Raw genomic sequence first — 19,912 nt, forward strand, 5'->3', positions numbered from 1 at the left:
GGCGGCTCCAGAACAGGCCGCCGATTATACGTGCCGATGGCTATTTGAGCTTAAAACGAGCGTCGCCCGTCAGTTGGTACAACAACTCGATACCCTCAGGCCAAGGTCCATATCCGGATTGTCCGTTGATGTGCCCGGCATTCTCAAGCCAGATCAACTCGCTGCCCCACGCCTCACTGAAGAGCCGGGCTCGTTCTTGGGTGACATAGGGGTCATCCGTGCTCGCCACTGTGATGCTTCGGAATGGCAGGCGCCGCGTCGACATCGGCGTGAAGCCGCTCGTACCGGGCGGATAGCTTTCTGCTTCCGTATCGCTGGGAGCCACCAGCAAGGCGCCGAGTACCTTATTCGCCTCTGGATATTGCTCCGCCCAAAGAGTGATCAAGGTGCAGGCCAGGCTATGGCCGACCAGCACGACTTCACCGTCGGTTGCCGTGATTTCCTGATTGAGACGCTCAACCCAATCCGCTGCAAACGGTGTTTCCCAGTCTTGCTGCTCTACCCTGTACAGCTCGGGAAACTGCCGCTCCCAATGCGATTGCCAATGGGTTTCGCCCGAATTGAACAGCCCCGGCAACGTCAAAACCCTGATTGACATCATTCGTCTCCTTTGGATGTGTCAGTAATATGCAGTGGTTTGGCTGGTGGGTAAATCATGGATGCTATAGGCAGCTCCTACCCGAAAAATGCAAATATTTGATTTGAATGTTTTTTACCTGTAGGAGCGCGCTTGCCCGCGATTCGGTTTTTCAGTCGATGAATACATCGCCTGCACTGACGTGATCGCGGGCAAGCGCGCTCCTACAGATACGTGTCTACTGCGAGACAGCGCGGTGTCAGGGACACTTGGCAGCTCCAGGAAAGTGCATTCAATTCATTGTTCTGCATGTTGGCCACTAATGAGTTAAGCCACCGAACCGCCGAACCATGCAATAGTCATAGCTCTGCGTTATTTGCCTTGTATAGTTGCCACTTCAACTCCTGGAGATGTTCATGCGCATTCCTTCTCGTTTAATCGGCGGCGTTGTGGTCGCTACTCTGCTGACCCAACTCACCGCATGCGGCAGCATTTTCTATCCTGATCGTCGTGGCCAGATCGATGGCAAGATTGACCCGGCGATCGCCGTGCTCGACGCGGTCGGCCTGCTGTTTTACGTAATCCCTGGCCTGATCGCCTTTGGTGTCGACTTCGCTACCGGCGCGATCTACTTCCCGCACGGCCAGAGTGCGCAGATCGACCCGCAAAAACTGCAACCGGCTGTGAACGCTGATGGCAGCGTCGACAACAGCAAGCTGCAAGCCATTCTGGAAACCGAACTGGGTCGCACTCTGCCATTGAACGATCCACGCCTGATCCAGCATCGTGGCAGCGTGCAACAACTGGCAGCGCTGGGCCTCGCCCCGTCGGCCTGACTGTAATCTGAAGGAAGCACCATGAGCACCAGCCTCGAACACGCCCGCTTGTTGCGTCTGGCAACCCGGGCTTCGCTGGCAGTTGCCAGTACCCTGATCATTGCCAAGGCGGTGGCGTGGTGGCTCAGTGGATCGGTCAGCCTGCTAGCCGGGTTGACCGATTCGTTGCTCGATGGAGCGGCATCATTTCTGAACCTGCTTGCGGTGCATTACGCCCTGCGACCGGCCGATGACGATCACCGTTATGGGCATGGCAAGGCGGAAGCGCTGTCGGGCATGGCACAGGCGCTATTCATTGCGGTCAGTGCCTGCCTGATCGGCTTTCAGGCGGTCGAGCGGATTCAGAATCCGGAACCGATAGGCTCGCCCGGTCTGGGCATCGCCGTGATGTTGCTTTCGCTGGTGCTGACTTTTGCCCTGCTGACCTTCCAGCACAAAGTGATCAAGGAAACCGGCTCCGCCGCGATCCGCGCCGATTCGCTGCATTACCGCTCAGATATGTTGCTGAACATGGGCATTCTGCTGGCGCTGGTGTTGGCATGGTTTGGCTGGCAGCAACTGGATGCCTGGTTCGGGCTGGGTATCTCCCTGTACATCCTGTGGAGTGCTTTCCAGATCGCCAGGGAAACCGTTTCGGTGCTGATGGATCAGGAATTACCGACGGATGTCAGCGAAAGAATGCTGGAGCTGGCGTGCAGCGTACCGGGCGTACTCGGTGCCCATGACTTGCGCACCAGGATTTCCGGCAACCATTGGTTCGTGCAGTTGCATCTGGAGTTGCCGGGAAGCCTGACGCTGTCCGTCGCCCACGCTCTTTGCGATCAGGTTGAAGCCGCGATCAACAGCGAGTATCCGAAGGCCGAAGTGCTGGTGCACGCCGACCCGCAGGAAGTCGTGCGCCCAGCCACGATCTGAATCAGTTAATGGTGTAGCCGCGCCCCATCAGGCAAGCCACCATCGAACGACGGTAGACCTGAATCATCGCCGGTGCGTTGTTTACATTCGGTTCGGCCGGATCAAAGCTGCTCTGTTCTACCGACCAGCGATAGCAGTCATATTTGTCCTGTGCGACCTGCTCGGCGCTCTGGCCATTGTTTGGGTAGGCGACCGGGTCATACGGGCTGGATGCAGGCGCCTGTGGCGTATAAACCGGCTCGACGTTTTGCGGCGGATAGGCCACCACATAATCCTGTGTATCTTGCTGATAGCTGTAGTACGTCCCGGCAGCCACGAAGAACAGCGAGCTGCCAATCCAGACTTCCTGAGAATAGGCCGGCAAGCTGCGTACTCGTACGCCATACGGCGGCGTCACGATCACATAGCGCGGACCTTGCGGACGGTACCAGTAGCCGTCCGAATAGTAGTAATCCAGGCCGCGATACGGGACGCGGGAATAACTGCCCGGCACTCGGTCAATCACATGGCCCGGACGATATTGCGGGCCGGGACCCCAGCCATTGCCGTGACCATCAGGACGACCGGTCCAGTGATCATTAGGACGGTTATCACCCCGACTCCCGCGATAACCATTGTTCTGGTCCTGGTAATACCCCTGACGCGGTGGCTGGGTCTGGCGCGCCTCGCCGGGGCCGCTCTGAATCGGCAGATTGTCCTGACGCTGCTGTAGCTGCTGACGATCAACCTGGCGTTGCTGCTGAATTTGCTGTTGTTGCTGGCGCTCAACCTGACGCTGTTGAATTTGCTGCTGCTGAATCTGCTGCTGTTGCTGGCGATCAACGTCACGAATCTGTTGCTGCTGTTGACGCTCGACCTGACGTTGCTGATTTTGTTGCTGTTGAATCTGCTGTTGCTGCTGACGTTCAACATCACGCATTTGCTGATCCTGCTGACGCTCGACACCGCGCTGCTGTTGGATCTGTTGCTGTTGCAGGTTCTGTTGCTGGCGCTGCTGCATTTGCTGCGGAGCATTGGGTTGCTCGCGCTGCTGACCCGCGCCCGCGCTGCCACGAATCTGATCACGTGGTGCGTCATCCCCGGCCAAAGCCTGAGTGCTGATGCTTACACATAACAGGCTCAAACCTGCCAAATGCCAGATACGCGATTTCATGCTTTCCTCACAGGGGCGCCGGATGTATGTGGTTAAGACTGCATTATTGATGCGCCGTTCGCCGCATGCTATCAGCACGCTACTAGCGCGAACATGTTCCTGTGCGCAAACAACCATGCACAAAGAAAAAGGGGGACCTTGCGGCCCCCCTTCGAGAATTTCGTCCTGGCTCAACGCTTGTGGCGTCGGCTCACCTCATGCCGTCTTCTGGACAGTATGTAGCCCGGGGGCCGTGCCAACCCTTTTGGGCTGGAGGCCGCAGCTGGCCTGATTGGGCGAGCCGCGCTGGACGCTATGTCCGGGCAGTGATTCTGTTTAAAAGCATAGGCCTGAGGCGTTAGCACAGGATTGCTAAAATTGCGGGATAAAACATTACTTGCGCAATTTTTAGCTTCGGATGAATAATTCAGCGCAATACAACCCAGGAAGGTGAACTTCGTGAGCAAACTCGACAGATATGATCTGAGTATTTTGGCGGAATTGCAGCGCGACGCGCGCATCTCCAATCAGGAGCTGGCTGAACGAATCGGTCTGTCCCCTTCGCCATGCTCGCGACGCGTAAAGCAGCTGGAAGACGACGGCTACATCGTCAGACAGGTTGCACTGCTGGACCGAAAGAAGCTTGGCCTCAATCTGACAGCCTACGTACTGATCGGCATGGATCGGCATACGCCCGACCGCTTCGAGAACTTTGAAGCACAGATTCGCAACCTGCCTCAGGTCCTCGAATGCAGCCTTGTGACCGGTATGGATGCGGATTATCAGTTGAAAGTCGTGGTGGCTGACATGGATCACTATCAAAAGCTGCTGTTAGGGCACCTTACCCGTATCGATGGTGTGACCAGCGTGAAATCGAGCTTCGTGCTCAATCAGGTGCTGGCCAGCACCGAGCTGCCTTTGGTGCATCTGCGCAACTGATTGGCTGGAGAGCGTGATGGAGCCTGAAGTTTACGAACAATGGATGATGACAAGCCTCATCACCCTTCTGGTCGGCTTCATGGGCTTCATCGTCTGGGACCTGGCGAAGAAGTCCAAAGCCGGACGATTCGGCACCCTCATCCTGTTCTTCGTGCTGGGCCTGGGAATTATGGCGTTTGTGATCAAGACGGTTGTGATTGCTTATCTTGAGAGCTAAAGCAATTTCATGTGGGAGCAGAGCTTGCTCGCGATAGGGCTGCACGCGATTCACTATAGACCGCGTTGCCTGTATCGCGAGCAAGCTCTGCTCCCACAAGGTCTAGACCTGCTCACAGCTTCGCGGGCACTTCCCGCCATTGCCCTTGATCCAGCCCTTCAATCGTCCAGTCGCCAATCCTGACCCTCACCAGCCTTAACGTCGGCAGACCTACCGCGGCAGTCATGCGCCGAACCTGTCGGTTACGGCCTTCCTTGATGATCAACTCCAGCCAACTGGTGGGCACGCTTTTGCGAAAGCGCACCGGAGGATCGCGTGGCCAGAGTTGTGGTTCGTCCAGTTGCCGAGCCTGAGCGGGCAAGGTCGGGCCGTCATTGAGCTGCACACCGTCACGCAATTGCTGCAACTGCTCGGCACTCGGCTCACCTTCAACCTGCACCCAATAGGTTTTTGGAAGTTTGTGTTTCGGGTCAGCGATGCGCGCCTGAAGCTGGCCGTCGTTGGTCAGCAGCAATAAACCTTCGCTATCCCGATCCAGTCGTCCCGCCGGATAGATGCCGGGGATCTCTATGAAATCCTTGAGCGTCGCTCGCCCTTCTCCATCACTGAACTGAGTCAGCACATCGAATGGCTTGTTGAACAGGATGAGCTTAGGCTCGGCGGGCGGAGCCTTGGCGACACGGCGGGTTGCACCGGCATTGGCAGGCGATGGGCGACGAGCAGGAGGGCGCTGGGTACGGGACATGACAGTTTCGGTATTCGGAAAACAGAAAGGGCCACTTTAATGGCCCTTTCGTTCATCACCTAATAAATCAACGGAACGGCGGCTCATCGAAGCTGCGCAGTTTGCGCGAATGCAGCGAATTAAGCTGAGTACGCATCAGGTCCAGCGCTGCAATACCGATCTTCAAATGCTGGCTGACCGCACGCTCGTAAAACGCGTTGGCCGAGCCGGGCAGTTTGATTTCGCTGTGCAACGGCTTGTCCGAAACGCAGAGCAACGTGCCGTACGGCACCCGCAAGCGATAGCCCTGGGCTGCAATGGTGCCACTTTCCATGTCCACAGCCACTGCACGGGACAGGTTGATCAGCGGACGCTCCTGGGCCCAGCGCAGTTCCCAGTTACGGTCGTCATAGGTCAGAACCGTACCGGTGCGCAGACGCTTCTTCAGATCGTCGCCTCGCTCGCCAGTGATCTGCGCTGCAGACTCCTGAAGAGCCAGCTGCACTTCGGCCAACGCCGGAATCGGAATATGAGGCGGAAGTACGCGGTCAAGAATCCCGTCGCGACGCATGTAAGCGTGAGCCAGCACGTAGTCGCCGATAGTCTGGGATTGGCGCAGCCCGCCACAGTGGCCGATCATCAGCCAGCAATGCGGACGCAGCACGGCCAGGTGATCGGTGATGTTCTTGGCGTTGGACGGGCCGACGCCGATGTTGACCAGCGTGACGCCATGACCGTCTTCGGCGATCAGGTGATAAGCCGGCATTTGATAACGATGCCAGACCACGCTGGCGACAATGGCCTGCGCTTCACCGTGATCCATGCTCTTCTCGACGATGACGTTACCCGGCAGAACCATGCGTACAAAACGCGGGTCTTCACGCAGCTTTTCCAGCCCGTGGACGATGAACTGGTCAACGTAGCGGTGATAGTTGGTCAGCAGGATCCACGGCTGCACATGACGCCAGTCGCTACCGGTGTAATGCACCAGACGTCGCAGGGAAAAGTCCACGCGGGCGGCATCGAACAAGGCCAGCGGCAGAGGGTCGGTGTTGGCCCAGTCGTACAGACCGTCGGCGATGCCATCAGTGGCGGCAGACAAGTCAGTGCTGGGGAAAACCCGCGCCAACGCTGCGGCCGTTACGCCAGAACCCGCCAGTTCGTCGCCCTGCTCAACCACATAGGGATACGGAATGTTTTGCTCACTGACGCCGACTTCCACCGTAATCGTGAAGTCGTTCATCAATGGCCCGAGTTGTTCGAGCAGGTATTTGCGGAAGGCTGCCGGGTGAGTCACGGTCACGCTGTAGTTGCCGGGCAACTGAACCTTGGCATAAGCGCGAGTGGTCAGCGGCACTTCGCCCTGGCAGTGATAAGTCAGGCGCAATTCTGGATAACGGAACAGGGCACGCTGCTCGGCATCAGGCTCGATCCGGTCTTTCAGATACTGCTTGAGTGCCTTACTCAGCGCACTGGTTGCGCGCTCATGCAGCTCAGCAAGGCGATCCACGGCTTGTTCAGGCGTTTCAACGACAATAAAGGTTTCAGTCACAATTAGTATCCTTCTGATCTTGCAGTGGCCCATCTTGCCTGCATCGTGAAGGGAAGGCACTAGTGGCGTAGTGCGGAAGGTTATGCCTAGTCATGATCAGGTGAGACCGACTTTAATTGGGAAAGGCCGGGACAAACACCAAATATTCCAGAGGTGCTACCAACTTACGGCATACATGGACTTGTGGGAGTGGTCCAGGTATCCCTGACACCGCGCTGTCGCGCAGCAAACGGGTGACCTGTAGGAGCCAACTTGTTGGCGAGACGTCGGACCCGCATCGTCAGAAATTCCGCTTCGCCAACAAGTTAGCTCCTACAAGGTCTGCGTTTCAAATCCATTATTGGAGTGATGTTTGATAGGAGCGAGGCTCCAGGCGATCCCGGCGGGTTATGTGCCTCAGCCAACCATCGGGGTGGATCGTGCAACGAGCGCTTGCACATCAACGCCTCTTGGCAAGGTGCCGTACACCGAACTCCGCGACGCCAGTCGACTGGCAATAAACGCATCACTGACCGCCGCATTGCCCGCTTCAAGCAACAGCTTGGCCTGCAGCGCCAGCGCAATGTCTTCGGTCAGTTGTCGAGCCCGGTACTGGATATCACCGGTATCCCGAAACGCGGCTTTCAAGCCATCGATATGCATCGCCAGATGCTGATCGCCATGCCCGTCGCCCAACTCGGCGAACAGGGTATCAAGCACGCCCGGCTCCCTGGACAGCGCCCGCAGCACGTCCAGGCATTGCACGTTGGCGGAGCCTTCCCACGTGGAGTTGACCGGTGCTTCACGATAAAGCCGCGGCAGGATGCTGTCCTCGACATACCCCGCGCCGCCCATGCACTCCGCAGCATCATTGATCATGGCCGGGGCTCGTTTGCAGATCCAGTATTTGCCCACTGCCGTCACCAACCGGGCGAAACGCGCCTCGTGCGGATCGTCCAGATGGTCAAGTGCGCGCCCCATGCGCATGCTCAAGGCCAGCGCGGCCTCGCTCTCCAGTGCCAGATCAGCGAGTACGTTCTGCATCAAAGGCTGTTCGGCCAACATCCGACCGCCAACACTGCGATGAGCGCAATGATGCGCGGCCTGGCTCAAGGCCTGACGCATCAGGGCACTGGACCCGACCATGCAGTCGAAGCGGGTCATACCAACCATTTCGATAATGGTCGGCACACCACGGCCTTCTTCACCGAGCATCCAGGCAAACGCCCCGCGGAATTCCACTTCGCTGGACGCGTTGGACCAATTGCCCAGCTTGTTCTTCAAACGCTGTATGTAAAACTCATTTCGGGTGTCATCCGGACGATGCCTTGGCAGCAGAAAACAGGTCAAGCCCTTGTCGGTCTGCGCCAGCGTCAGGAACGCATCGCACATCGGCGCCGAACAAAACCATTTGTGCCCGACCAGCTCATAAGCCTGGCCCGGGCCTGACGCTCCAACGGGATAGGCCCGCGTGGTATTGGCGCGAACATCGGTGCCACCCTGCTTCTCGGTCATAGCCATGCCGATGGTCACGCCAGCCTTGTGCGCCATGCCGACATTTCGGGGATCGTATTCCCGTGCAAGGATTTTCGGCAGCCACCGTGCAGCCAGATCAGGCTGCACGCGCAGCGCCGGCACACTGGCAAAAGTCATGGTCAATGGGCATCCGCTACCAGCTTCGGCCTGACTGTGCAGGTAGCTCATGGCGGCGCGGGCAACATGGGCACCGGGTTGTGGATCAGTCCAGGGTAGCGACGGGATGCCATGCTCTACCGCCGTACTCATTAACTGGTGGTAAGCCGGATGGAACTCCACCAGATCAATACGATGCCCATACCGATCATGACTGGCGAAAACCGGCTTGTTCTGATTGGCGAGAAAACCCGCCTCCATCAGCGGCCCGCCCGCCAGCGCGCCATACGCGTCGATTCGGCCCTGAGCCCAACCGGCACCAAAGCGCTCCGTCCATTGCTGCAGCGGCAGATCGATGCGATAGAGATTCGCGCCGTCCAGAGGGGGCGGCTGGTTGGTGACTTCGTGGGTTTCGGCGAACTGATGCAGGTTCATGGCGATATCCTCTCTGTCGGGTGCGCTTCGAGCACAACCAGACATGAAGTGAATCACGCACACCTCGCTTTAAAAAGCGCCATACACGACGAATCCACGGCGCTTTTGCCCTGCCCCTGTTAGTCAGCGCTGTGCAGTTTCACAGACGTTTCTGCAGGCGCGAAATTCCGCGCCGCGCATCCCAGCGTCACTTTGAGCGCAAAACAACTGCCCTCTCCCGGCGCTGAACTGTGGCTGAGCCGCCCGCCATGCAACTCAATCAACTGTCGACAAATAGCCAGGCCAATGCCCAACCCGCCGTATTGACGAGTCAACGAGCCGTCCACCTGAAAGAAGTGCTGATAGAGCGTCGACTCATCCAGCCGGGTAAAGCCTATGCCGCTATCGATAACCTCAATCAACAACTGCACCTGCTCTTCGCCTTGGGCCTGCTGCTGAACCCGAATCCTGACCGAGCCGAACTGGGTGAACTTGATCGCGTTGTCCAGAAGACATTCCAGACACTGGCGCAACTTATAGACATCCCCGATCAGACCGGCCCGCAACGGCTCCACCCACTCGACGATCAATTTAATCCCTTTATCCTGCGCAGCGTTGGTGAACTGCCCCTTGAGCCCATAAACAAGGCACCTTAAATCAAAGGATTCAGGCACGACATGAAGCCTTCCTGCTTGCAGCTCCGTCAGGGTCAGGATGCCATTCACCATGCCCATCATGTCCTGTGCAGAACTGGCAGCGGTCTGGTGATATGAAGAGAGTTCGGGATTCAATTCCACGGTCTGCATCAATTCCAGCGAACCAATCACGCCATTCATCGGGGTGCGCAGTTCGTGAGTCAGCGAGGCGAGGAACTCATCCTTGAGGCGATTGCTTGCTGCCAATTGCTGATTGGCACGTTCAAGGTTTTCCCCGGCCTCACGCATGATCTGCGCATGCTCCTCACGGCTCTGATTGATCCGCACAGCCAAGGCCATGGAAACCAGCGCAGCTTCCATGGCCGAACCGATCTGATTGGCGTACATCGTGAAAAAGTTGTGTGGCAGATAGCCCGCCAACATGCCGACGTGAATAACGCTGCCCAGCAGAAACGCTGTCCAGGCGAGGACAAAGTAACGAGCTTCACGTACCCCGTGACACATTGCAGTGATGCCAGCGACAAAAATCATCGAGGTAAAGATCAGCATCAACCCGCCATAAAGGCGAAACGCGAGGTTCAGGTTGGGTGACAAGCTCAATAGCATCACCACGCCTGCGGCGGCCATGACCAGCACCAGCGAATGATCGAGCCAGGGGCCGATTTTCCTGGTCTGCAGGAAAGAACGGGCGAACTGACAAGCAAAAAGAACCGACATCATCAGCAGGAACAAGGGCGCAACATTGGCCAGCCAGGGACTTTCCGGCCAGAGAAATTCGACACCGATGCCGTTGAGCGCCAGTTGATAAAGCCCGAGGGGGGCAATGTAAAGCACGTAATACAGGTAACTGACGTCACGCACACCCAGGTAGATGCACAGGTTGTAGATCAGCATCACCAGAAGCACGCCGTACAGCACACCCAACACATACATGCGCGGTGGTTGATCTTCCAGATAGGCACTGCTGTCCCAAATACTCAGCGGGACCTGAATCGAACCAGCGCTTTTTACACGCAAGTAAATGGTCTTGTTTTGCCCGGGCTCCAGACTGACTTCAAACAGGTAATTGGCCTGTTTGATCTGTCGGCTGGAGAACGGCAACATGTCCCCGGTCTGCCAGGCAAGGTGCTGGGTGCCGATGGCATCGGGCAGGTAAAAATCCACGTAATCCATGGGCGGATAGGCGAGCTCTACCATCCAGTCACGGTGCGCGGTTACGTCTCTGGGCATATAGCGCAAATCCACCCTGAGCCAGAAGGCAGAGTTGGAAAAGCCAGCGTTGAGGGTGTCACTGTCGAGGGCTCGAAAACTCGACGCCATTGCCGCCGAGCTGACATCACTGATCGTCGCTTCGCCGCTGACATCTTCAAACACCTGAACTGCACGGCCTAACGCCAGGCTGCGAGTGCTCTCGTCGAATTCGACGGCACTGGCTAGCTGCGACAACAAGGCGACCAGCATGATCAACAAATAGCGCATAAAGCCCCGGATAGATTCGTCAGTTGACGCCGCTGGCCCCCTTCCATTGGAGCGACGCTTTCTGCGATTCCTGATTTTTTTAGAGTAGCTCCAGACAGACTGAAACAACGAACTCAATGCGGGCCTGTTTGTGCAGACCTGCTCACCTCAAACAGCGGTACCGGGTTAATGCCATCACTATTTCATGCCAACGCGTTAAAGCATAGCTGCCTAATGGTCTTATGCATTAATTTATGAAAACCCCTTAAAGGCTCTATCTCGGTACTTACAGACAGATCGACCTTTTTTCAGAGTAAATTCATGCGCTGAGCGTCGCGTCAGAATCTCTATCGGCTGTATGAAAATTCCGAGTCCACTGAGCGGTGCCCAAAAAAGTTTAGTGGTAAGCTCGCGCACCATGAATATCTATAGCTCCCGCCCTGTTGTCCTCTGCCTCTCCGGCCACGATCCAAGTGGCGGTGCCGGTCTGCAAGCAGATATCGAAGCATTGCTCGCCCAGGGTTGCCACGCAGCTCCGGCAATCACCGCCTTGACCGTTCAAGACACCGTGAATGTCACCGATTTCAGGGTGCTGGACCGCGAATGGGTGTTGGCGCAAGCCAACGCCGTACTCAACGACTCGACTGTCGCCGCAGTGAAGCTGGGTATGCTCGGTTCGCTGGAAATGGTCGATACCGTCGTAGAGTTGCTTGAAGCGCATCCGCACCTGCCAATGGTCTGCGACCCGGTGCTACGGGCGGGCGGCGGTGGACGGTTGGGCAAGGATGAAGTCGGCTATGCCATGCGTGAGCGCTTGCTGCCGCTGGCAACCGTTGCGACGCCCAATCTGCCGGAAGCCCGAATTCTGGCCGAGCTGCCGGAAGGCACGGCTGACGAGTGCGCAGAGAAGTTGCTGCCATTTTGCGAGCATCTGTTGATCACCGGCGGCCATGGCGATGAAGTGGAAGTCCATAACCGTTTATATATCCGTGGTGGTGAAACACGCACCTTCATCTGCCAGCGCCTGCCTGGCAGCTATCACGGCTCCGGCTGCACGCTGGCCAGCGCCCTGGCGGGCCGACTGGCGCAAGGTGAAAACCTGATCAGCGCCGTGCAGACCGCGCTTGACTACACTTGGCGCACGCTGCGCGATGCTGAACAGCTGGGTAAAGGACAATTTGTTCCCCGTCGCCTGCCCCTGGACTTCTGTTCGTAACGCCACGTGATGAGGCTTTTTCTATGAAACTACGTGGCTTGTATGCCGTTACCGACAGTCGCCTGCTGGCTGGCAAATTCCTGTCTTACGTCGAAGCCGCCCTTGATGGCGGCGTTACACTGCTGCAGTACCGTGACAAGTCTGGCGATGAATCCAAACGCCTGCGTGAAGCCACCGCTCTGCTGAGGCTTTGCGAGCAGTACAAAACCCGTTTGATTATCAACGATGACGCCGAGGTTGCGGCTCGTCTGGGTGTTGGCGTGCACATGGGTCAAACCGACGGATCACTGACCGACGCCCGCGCACTGCTGGGCCACAAGGCGATTGTCGGCGCGACCTGCCACGGCAGTCTCGCAATGGCTGAGAAAGCCAAGGCGGACGGTGCGACTTATCTCGCTTTCGGACGTTTCTTCAACTCGACGACCAAACCCGACGCCCCCGCCATCGAGCTGGACGTTCTGGCTCAGGCCCGGGCCCGCTTCAATATGCCGATTGCCGTCATCGGTGGCATCACCCTGGAAAATGCTCCGCAACTGGTGGAGCACGGTGCCGACCTGCTGGCCGTGGTGCACGGCCTGTTCGGTGCCGAAAATACTCAGGAAGTTACCCGCCGCGCCCGCGCCTTCAACGCCTTGCTTTCCAGCCGCTGATCGCGCCCGGCCCTTATTTCGATTACGTAAGAGATTTAATTATGTCCCGCTCTGAAACCTTGTTCGCCAATGCTCAAAAACACATTCCCGGTGGCGTTAACTCGCCCGTACGGGCCTTCAAAAGCGTCGGCGGCACGCCGCTGTTCTTCAAACACGCGGTCGGTGCGTATGTCACCGACGAAGACGACAAGCGTTATGTCGACTACGTGGGTTCGTGGGGGCCGATGATCCTCGGCCATAGCCACCCGGAAGTGCTGGATGCCGTACGCAGTCAGTTGGAACACGGTTTGTCCTATGGCGCGCCCACCGCCATGGAAACCGAAATGGCCGATCTGGTCTGCTCCATAGTGCCGTCGATGGAGATGGTCCGCATGGTCAGCTCGGGCACCGAAGCGACCATGAGCGCCATTCGTCTGGCCCGCGGTTATACCGGCCGCGACAGCATCATCAAATTCGAAGGCTGCTACCACGGCCACTCCGACAGTCTGCTGGTCAAAGCGGGCTCCGGTGCACTGACTCTGGGCGTGCCAAGCTCGCCGGGCGTACCCGCAGCATTCGCCAAACACACGCTGACCGTACCGTTCAATGATCTGGACGCCGTCAAAGAGCTATTGGCCGAAGTGGGTCAGGAAGTCGCGTGCATCATCGTTGAGCCCGTTGCGGGCAACATGAACTGCGTACCGCCAGCACCGGGTTACCTGCAAGGCCTGCGCGCATTGTGCGACGAACACGGCGTAGTGCTGATTTTTGACGAAGTCATGACCGGTTTCCGCGTTGCCCTTGGCGGCGCACAGGCTTATTACGGTGTAACACCAGACCTGAGCACCTTCGGCAAGATCATTGGCGGCGGCATGCCAGTTGGCTGCTTCGGCGGCAAGCGTGAAATCATGTCTCACATCGCGCCACTCGGCCCGGTTTATCAGGCAGGCACGCTGTCCGGTAACCCGCTGGCCATGGCAGCTGGCCTGACCACCTTGCGCCTGATCAGCCGTCCGGGCTTCCACGACGAACTCAGCGACTTCACCCGTCGCCTGCTCGAGGGCCTGCAACAACGCGCAGACGCTGCCGGCATTCCGTTCGTGACCACCCAGGCGGGCGGCATGTTTGGTCTGTACTTCAGCGAAGCCAAGGAAATCGTCACCTTCAATGACGTGATGACCAGCGACGCCGATCGCTTCAAGCGCTTCTTCCACTTGATGCTCGAAGGCGGCGTCTACCTGGCGCCAAGCGCATTCGAAGCAGGCTTCACCTCCATTGCCCATGGCGAAGAAGAGTTGAAGATGACGCTGGATGCGGCCGAGAAGGCGTTTGCGGCGTTGAAATAAGAGCAGCACATGACCAACTGTGGGAGCGAATTCATTCGCGAAGGCGGTTTTACAAACGATGATTTTCTGTCATATGTACCGGCCTCTTCGCGAATGAATTCGCTCCCACAGGATTTAATCGTATCGTTACCCCCGCAAAACCGGGCTTTTCAGCCCCGCGCAGCAGAAAAACAGTAAAGACTTTGTAAGGTTGGCCTCGCTTATTTCATAATGCGCAGCCAGCACGTTTAGCTGGACGGGCACGCCCGCACCTTTTTCAGAGGTAAGTCGATTCCCATGAACCGCACCGGCCGCACCCTTGCATTGGGCTGCCTGTTGCTTATTCATCCCCTGCTGGCGAATGCAGGCGGCAACTCGTTGTTAATCCCAGCGGTGGGTCGTTGCACCCTCAATACCCAGCCAGACAACCTGCCTGCGGCGCTTTCGGCGTGTCAGCAAGCGGCTCAGTCCGGGGATGCACAAGCACAATACGAGTTGGGCGAGTTTTACTACGACGGTAAACACGCGCCACAAGACTTGCCCAAGGCACTTGGTTATTTCGAGCAGGCTTCGCTGCAGGGTCACGCGCAGTCGCAGTATCAGCTCGGCTTGATGTTCTCCAAGGGGGAAGGCGTGCAGGCCAACAATGTTCAGGCGTATATCGTACTGAAGATGGCCTCGGTCAACGGCTCCGAAGACGCACTGGACGCTGCCGACGAAGTCGCCGAGCACATGCAGCGCGACGAACTTGAAGTCGCCACTCAAGTGCTGGGACAGATTTTCCGCAAGTATTTGCTGGAATTGCAGACAGCTGAAGGGCGTACGCCGTTTGCTCCACTGCCTTAAAAATCGCCGCAGTTCTGACACAAACCGTTAGCCCGGCCTTCTACCTCGGAAAAACTTAAGACATTTCCTGTAGGGCATTTCCCAAACCACTCTCCATGCATTGAGTGCCAGTCGCTCATCAGCCACTCTCCCGCCCTCGCTCAGGGTCGGGCTTGAGATTACACGCTCCGCCATCTGGATCCTGGCCTCTACTCGCCAGCCCAAGGCAAGGAGCCTGCATGACAAACCCTCACATAACACCGCGTGGCCACATGGCCAATCTGGTCGCCAGGGCCAAACCCGCCGAGGCGCCCGATGCTGGCGGATTTTGTCCGCTGATGAGTCAGACCCTGCAACTGTTACCCGTGCGTTATGGCCTGGTGGAAGACCTAGATCCGTCCATCGAAATCGCCATGCCTTACAAACTGCAGGCCTTGCCTTTGGGGTTTCGTCTGTTGCGGGACGGCTATCTGTACATCATCGACAGCGCCACCGGCCTGCTGCATGAATACCAGATAACCAATGGCTCCGTGACTGCGCTGTTGTCCAAGGGCGATCACGTCAACAAGGACCGGCGCGCTGACGTGATCGAAGCTGATCCAGCGCTGGCGTTCTCTCGCTGCAGCGTTCTGCACGTCTCTTTTTCCGAGGTGCAGTGGACGGCCTTCAAATGCGCGCAGGTGATGAAGGTTTCCACCGAGCGCGAGCACTTCATGCAGCGCGTCAGCTTTGAAAATATTCAGCGCGGCGATGCCCGGGACCTGATCGACGACAGAAAGATGGCCGTGTGGCTTGCGGAAAGCAGCGGCAGCTGGGCAGACAAGCCAGACGAGATTTCCAAGAAGATTCCCTATGCCTGGGAACACACTCCACTGTATCGACAGACCATTCTTGAAGAGTTCACCAGCCAGATCACCACAGCTCATAAGCGTGACTTCCTGTTTCTGGCGGTTAGGGATGACGTTGGGGTGATGCGTGATCTGGCGCAGTATCAGGATCAGGTGGTCGGCCAGATCGACAAGTGGGCGCTGAGCCAGCAAGGCGAGGTCGAGCGCGACTACTTGCTGGGCTGCTACATCGAATCCCTGACCCAGATTAACGAAGAGTATCTGAACAAACGCGCTGACAAGGACCGGACGCTCAAAGCCTTGCTTGATGATCTGGAAACCCTGCCCGAGCCTGAGCGCACCCAGACGCGCAATACGTTGCGAGAGGTGATGAGCCAGGATAACCGTCAGGAAGCGGGCACCTACTTCAATGATCCCAACCCACCCGCCGACCTGCAGGAACGCCTCGAAAAAGCCAAACCGTACCGACTGAGCATGGACGACGGCATCGAGGCCCGAGCCAGTACCATTCAGCAGTATCAACTCGAACAACGCTTCGTCGGTACCAGCCCGGCCTTCATCGCCCGGCATCTTAAAACCCTCTGGAAGCTCTATCGCCAGATGGACAAACCCACGAAAGAGGCGCTCTACGGCGCCAAATTCGGCCAGCGCGGCATCAATGACCTGATCGACCGCCCGCGCATGGATGCCTTTCTCAAGCAGCAACGGGCAATCCTGCAGCCACTCAACGAGCTACTGGAAAAGATCACCCAGGATCGAATCGATCTGCTGCTCAAAAACCGCCTGCATCGAGCGATCTGGTATTACGACATCGAAGACAGCGAGCAGGTTGATCACGCCCTGCTCACCGAATACGCCTGCCTGAAAGACATCTGCCGCAGCGACAAAGCCGTTGATTCGGTCCTGGATTGGCTGAACAACAATCCGGCCATGTCTCGCCCGATGTTTTACGCCGCGCCGTTGAGTGCGCAAACCGAGCTGGGCGTGCAGTTTGCAGTATTCACAAATGCGAGCTGGCTGTTTTTCAAGGACGCACCGCAATGGCTGGAACGCCTCAAGCAATGGGGTGCAGGCCTTGTGCTCGACACCAGGCGGCTATCGCCCGCCTCTCAAGTCAACCTCACCGCTGCCTGGGGCACGCTGGCTCCAGCTTTGCAGATGGGTATTCAGCAGGCGGTGCAGGCCTTCTTGCAGCAGATGGAAAAAGGCCAGCTGCCGGATATGGACGCGCTGTTTCGCAGCCTGCCCAAAGCGGCGGGCGTAGCGATTCTTGATGCGGCACGCCGGGAGAACGTGACGTTCCAGGTAGCTAGCGCCGAAGACCTGCAAAACCTTGGCAAGACCGTCAAAGCCGTGCAGCAGCATCGTGATCGCCTGCGCACCTTGACCAGCATGTCCCGCGAGCGCAGGGCCGCAGACCGTTCCTGGCACCTGAGTCCCGATGCCAACTGGTTTAAAGAGCAACGCCAAACCACCCGACAGTCCTTGGCTGAACTGGAACAACAACTCGCCAAGGCCATGAGCCCGGTGGCAGCGCTGCCGACCGACTCAACTCATCTGCAATCCGCATCATCCGGCAAGCCGGGGTTAGCGTTGGTGTTTCCTGCGCAACAGCATCGAGAGGTTAAAACCGTGCTGGATAACTATCGGCTCGGGGTGACCGTTGCGCCGAAGGCCGGGTTGCTGGGAGATGGGGCGGGGTTATTGGTGTTTATGGCGCAAGCGTTGAATTTGGTTGTGGTGAGTAGAGAAGTTTTTTCGCAGCCGAGCTCTTCTCAAGATAGATCGCCTTTCCTAAGTTCGCTTGCGGCGACCATGGCAGCAGGATTTGGGGCCGCGCAGGGCATTGCGGACACGGCACTCAGCGCCCACGCCGCAGAGCTGGCGAAAAATTTTAAGAAAGCTGAACTGCTGGGCGTTCATGTGCAGATGGGGAAATTGCATATTGCCCTTGGGGTTGGCGGTTATCTTGCGGGCATAATTGCTGCTGCCTTGAGTCTCAACAACTCCCACAACAACTGGCAAGAAGCCGTACGTAACGGAAACAGCGAAGCACAGAGTGGTGCTGTGATCAGCATGCTGGGCAATAGCGGTTTTCTGGCCAGCAATAGTTATGGCGCAATGCAAACCGGTATGGCCTTCAAAAATGTCCTTGCTACCGCTCGTAACTCCCCTGCCCGGATAGCAGCATGGGCAGCAGCAGGTACTCGCCTGTCCACGGTATTTTTACGTTTCAACCTGGCAGGGATTTTGTTTACGGCCCTGGAGCTTTCCGGCAGTTGGTACTTCAACCGCAACAACCTCAGCCGACACGATCGCTGGCTGCTGAACACACCATGGGGCCAAGGCAAGGCCCCTGATCTGTGCCTTTCTTTATCTCTTGATCATTATTTGAAAGAACTGCGCGCGCATTACCAGGCCCCACGTATGCAAATCATACCGAGCAGCGATAACGCGCCTCGCCGGTTCTTGCTGCATTTCCCGACACTGTTTACTGCTGAGCTGACAAAACCCCTTGGCAGTCATGCCAGTGCTTCCGTGCTCAACATTGGCGGCTATCAATTGATACGCAAGATCGAAGGCCGAATGGGCAGGCCAGAGCGCTGGAGCCCCTTGGGCACAGCCCTGGAGGATCGTCTACACATCAAGGCGCGCAACCCACTGATCGTGGAATTGACGGATGTGCGCCGCCTTATCAATTCAGACCTGCCCAGCCACACTGACATCGTGCTCTCAATACAGCTGGGACCCATCACACCTAAAGGGCAGCACGAGGCCAACGTGTATGAAGTGCGATTCCCGGTGTTTGGCGAAAGCGGCGACTTCCCGGCGGTGGACCTCGATCCACCGGGAGAACAGTGCGAGTACTTCGCTATCCATCCCGACCTCATGCCAGAGGTGAAAGAATAAGATGGCAAAAGACATGACTGGCCCGCCGCCCAGCAATCACGCTCCCCGCGCTGGCATGCTGGAGGTGTTCCCAACCGGTCAGGTGACCTATCTGGCACCATTACCATTACCCACCGATCTGCCTGCGCAGGACTACGGCGGCGCTGTAGGCCAAGTAAACGACGTTCATCTGGACTTCGGTGTAGGATTACCCGCCGTGTTTGGATGGCAAATGACGCTAGGAGGACCTTTCTGGGTTCTTTGGTTTTTTGGGCTTTTTGCGCCTGCTCTCGCTTGGTTTTTCGGAATTATGTTCGGTGGCTCAATGGCGGAGGCCTTAGAGTTTGGGCTCCAAGTGATGCCTGAGGGCCTTAAAGTAGGTGGCTGGGGTGCCGCCTTTGCCCTTACTATTTTCCTCAGTGTTACCTTCCACCACCTCCTCAAATACAAAGAAGTCGTCCCCACCCGCTTCAACCGTCAACGCCGCGAAGTCTGCTTCGTCCCCCGTGGCCATACCGAGCCTATCTTCGTCCCGTGGGAATCGCTATCCGCCTGGGTCGTGCAGGCCCGGAGCGTGACGCAGTACGGCATGGACATCCGCTACGCCATGGGTGTGGGGTTCTATCATCCGCCCCACGATGAGCATTACAGCCTGGAGTTTTTCTGCGCCGGGTTTGATCTGGCGGTGTGCAACTGGGAAGCGATTCGGGCGTACATGGAATACGAGGTTCACACCCTCAAGGAAATCCAGGACCCGCTGGAACTGCAAAACCCCGGCGATCCGCCCCATGAAGGGCTGCATACGTTTTACAACGCACGGGAGCGGATGCGGCGTCGGCGCAAGAATCGCGAGGTTGGGTTCTTCTATCCGTTTTGGTGGTACACGTACCACGTGCTGACCCTGTGGACCTTGCCCAACCACCTCACCGAATGGGAAATCCGCAGGATCAAAAGCATCGGTCGCGCAGTCATTCCGGAGGCGATGCAAAGCTGGTCTGAACCGCTGCCAGAGGCGCAATGGGCCAAGCCCAGTGAAGAACTGCAGCGTCTGAGCCAGGCGGTAAAGGATCTTCGAGAGCAAAAGCCCAATCAGAACCTTACGGCACGATTTACCGAGGCGCAGTCCAACGCCGGAAAGCGAGGATAAAA

General features: G+C 57.5%; 16 protein-coding genes. 10 read left to right on the forward strand and 6 right to left on the reverse strand.

What is annotated here, in order from left to right:
* Nucleotides 1-40: 40 nt before the first annotated feature.
* A complete protein-coding gene (locus RX972_RS23020) occupies nucleotides 41-598 on the reverse strand; it encodes an alpha/beta hydrolase (protein WP_316878799.1) in 558 nt (185 codons plus the stop codon).
* Between the two features lie 395 nt (nucleotides 599-993).
* Here RX972_RS23020 and RX972_RS23025 point away from each other — a divergent pair, with 395 nt between their 5' ends.
* Together RX972_RS23025 and RX972_RS23030 are read left to right on the forward strand one after the other, a co-directional pair.
* Nucleotides 994-1,413, forward strand: a complete 420-nt coding sequence (locus RX972_RS23025) for a hypothetical protein (protein ID WP_027901831.1) — start codon at nucleotides 994-996, stop codon at nucleotides 1,411-1,413.
* Nucleotides 1,414-1,434: 21 nt separating this feature from the next.
* Nucleotides 1,435-2,328, forward strand: coding sequence for a cation diffusion facilitator family transporter (locus RX972_RS23030; protein WP_099269448.1), 894 nt, complete (start codon nucleotides 1,435-1,437; stop codon nucleotides 2,326-2,328).
* Between the two features lies 1 nt (nucleotide 2,329).
* Here the strand turns inward: RX972_RS23030 and RX972_RS23035 are convergent, their stop codons facing one another.
* Complete coding sequence (locus RX972_RS23035) at nucleotides 2,330-3,481, reverse strand: DUF6515 family protein (RefSeq protein WP_255876842.1); 1,152 nt, start codon at nucleotides 3,479-3,481, stop codon at nucleotides 2,330-2,332.
* Between the two features lie 438 nt (nucleotides 3,482-3,919).
* On the opposite strand from RX972_RS23035, the gene RX972_RS23040 reads away from it, so the two are divergent.
* Together RX972_RS23040 and RX972_RS23045 are read left to right on the forward strand one after the other, a co-directional pair.
* The gene (locus RX972_RS23040) at nucleotides 3,920-4,399 is read left to right on the forward strand and encodes an Lrp/AsnC family transcriptional regulator (protein WP_027901835.1); all 480 of its coding nucleotides are present in this window, start codon (nucleotides 3,920-3,922) and stop codon (nucleotides 4,397-4,399) included.
* 16 nt (nucleotides 4,400-4,415) lie between these two features.
* Nucleotides 4,416-4,616: a DUF2788 domain-containing protein gene (locus RX972_RS23045; RefSeq protein ID WP_027901836.1), complete on the forward strand. Its 201-nt coding sequence runs from the start codon at nucleotides 4,416-4,418 to the stop codon at nucleotides 4,614-4,616.
* A gap of 112 nt (nucleotides 4,617-4,728) precedes the next feature.
* On the opposite strand, the gene RX972_RS23050 is transcribed toward RX972_RS23045, so the two are convergent.
* From RX972_RS23050 to RX972_RS23065, 4 genes are all read right to left on the reverse strand, one after another.
* Entirely contained in the window at nucleotides 4,729-5,361 is a 633-nt protein-coding gene (locus RX972_RS23050) for a pseudouridine synthase (RefSeq protein ID WP_027901837.1), read from the reverse strand.
* Between the two features lie 67 nt (nucleotides 5,362-5,428).
* Nucleotides 5,429-6,925 (reverse strand): AMP nucleosidase, encoded by a 1,497-nt coding sequence (amn, locus tag RX972_RS23055; RefSeq protein WP_176560639.1) that lies wholly within the window; start codon nucleotides 6,923-6,925, stop codon nucleotides 5,429-5,431.
* A 363-nt stretch (nucleotides 6,926-7,288) separates the two neighbouring features.
* The gene (locus RX972_RS23060; RefSeq protein WP_316878806.1) at nucleotides 7,289-8,938 is read right to left on the reverse strand and encodes an acyl-CoA dehydrogenase family protein; all 1,650 of its coding nucleotides are present in this window, start codon (nucleotides 8,936-8,938) and stop codon (nucleotides 7,289-7,291) included.
* Nucleotides 8,939-9,057: 119 nt separating this feature from the next.
* Nucleotides 9,058-11,052, reverse strand: a complete 1,995-nt coding sequence (locus RX972_RS23065) for a 7TM diverse intracellular signaling domain-containing protein (RefSeq protein WP_316878807.1) — start codon at nucleotides 11,050-11,052, stop codon at nucleotides 9,058-9,060.
* Nucleotides 11,053-11,449: 397 nt separating this feature from the next.
* Here RX972_RS23065 and RX972_RS23070 point away from each other — a divergent pair, with 397 nt between their 5' ends.
* From RX972_RS23070 to RX972_RS23095, 6 genes are all read left to right on the forward strand, one after another.
* Entirely contained in the window at nucleotides 11,450-12,247 is a 798-nt protein-coding gene (locus RX972_RS23070; protein ID WP_316878809.1) for a hydroxymethylpyrimidine/phosphomethylpyrimidine kinase, read from the forward strand.
* A 23-nt stretch (nucleotides 12,248-12,270) separates the two neighbouring features.
* Entirely contained in the window at nucleotides 12,271-12,897 is a 627-nt protein-coding gene (gene thiE, locus RX972_RS23075) for a thiamine phosphate synthase (protein WP_099269441.1), read from the forward strand.
* A 41-nt stretch (nucleotides 12,898-12,938) separates the two neighbouring features.
* Nucleotides 12,939-14,222, forward strand: a complete 1,284-nt coding sequence (gene hemL / locus RX972_RS23080; protein WP_316878812.1) for a glutamate-1-semialdehyde 2,1-aminomutase — start codon at nucleotides 12,939-12,941, stop codon at nucleotides 14,220-14,222.
* Nucleotides 14,223-14,498: 276 nt separating this feature from the next.
* The gene (locus tag RX972_RS23085; RefSeq protein ID WP_027899834.1) at nucleotides 14,499-15,047 is read left to right on the forward strand and encodes a tetratricopeptide repeat protein; all 549 of its coding nucleotides are present in this window, start codon (nucleotides 14,499-14,501) and stop codon (nucleotides 15,045-15,047) included.
* Between the two features lie 218 nt (nucleotides 15,048-15,265).
* Entirely contained in the window at nucleotides 15,266-18,784 is a 3,519-nt protein-coding gene (locus RX972_RS23090; RefSeq protein ID WP_316878815.1) for a toxin VasX, read from the forward strand.
* A gap of 1 nt (nucleotide 18,785) precedes the next feature.
* Entirely contained in the window at nucleotides 18,786-19,910 is a 1,125-nt protein-coding gene (locus RX972_RS23095) for a hypothetical protein (RefSeq protein WP_316878817.1), read from the forward strand.
* Nucleotides 19,911-19,912: the final 2 nt, after the last annotated feature.

It is taken from the genome of Pseudomonas syringae group sp. J309-1 (genome assembly GCF_032582135.1).
GTDB lineage: Bacteria > Pseudomonadota > Gammaproteobacteria > Pseudomonadales > Pseudomonadaceae > Aquipseudomonas > Aquipseudomonas quasicaspiana.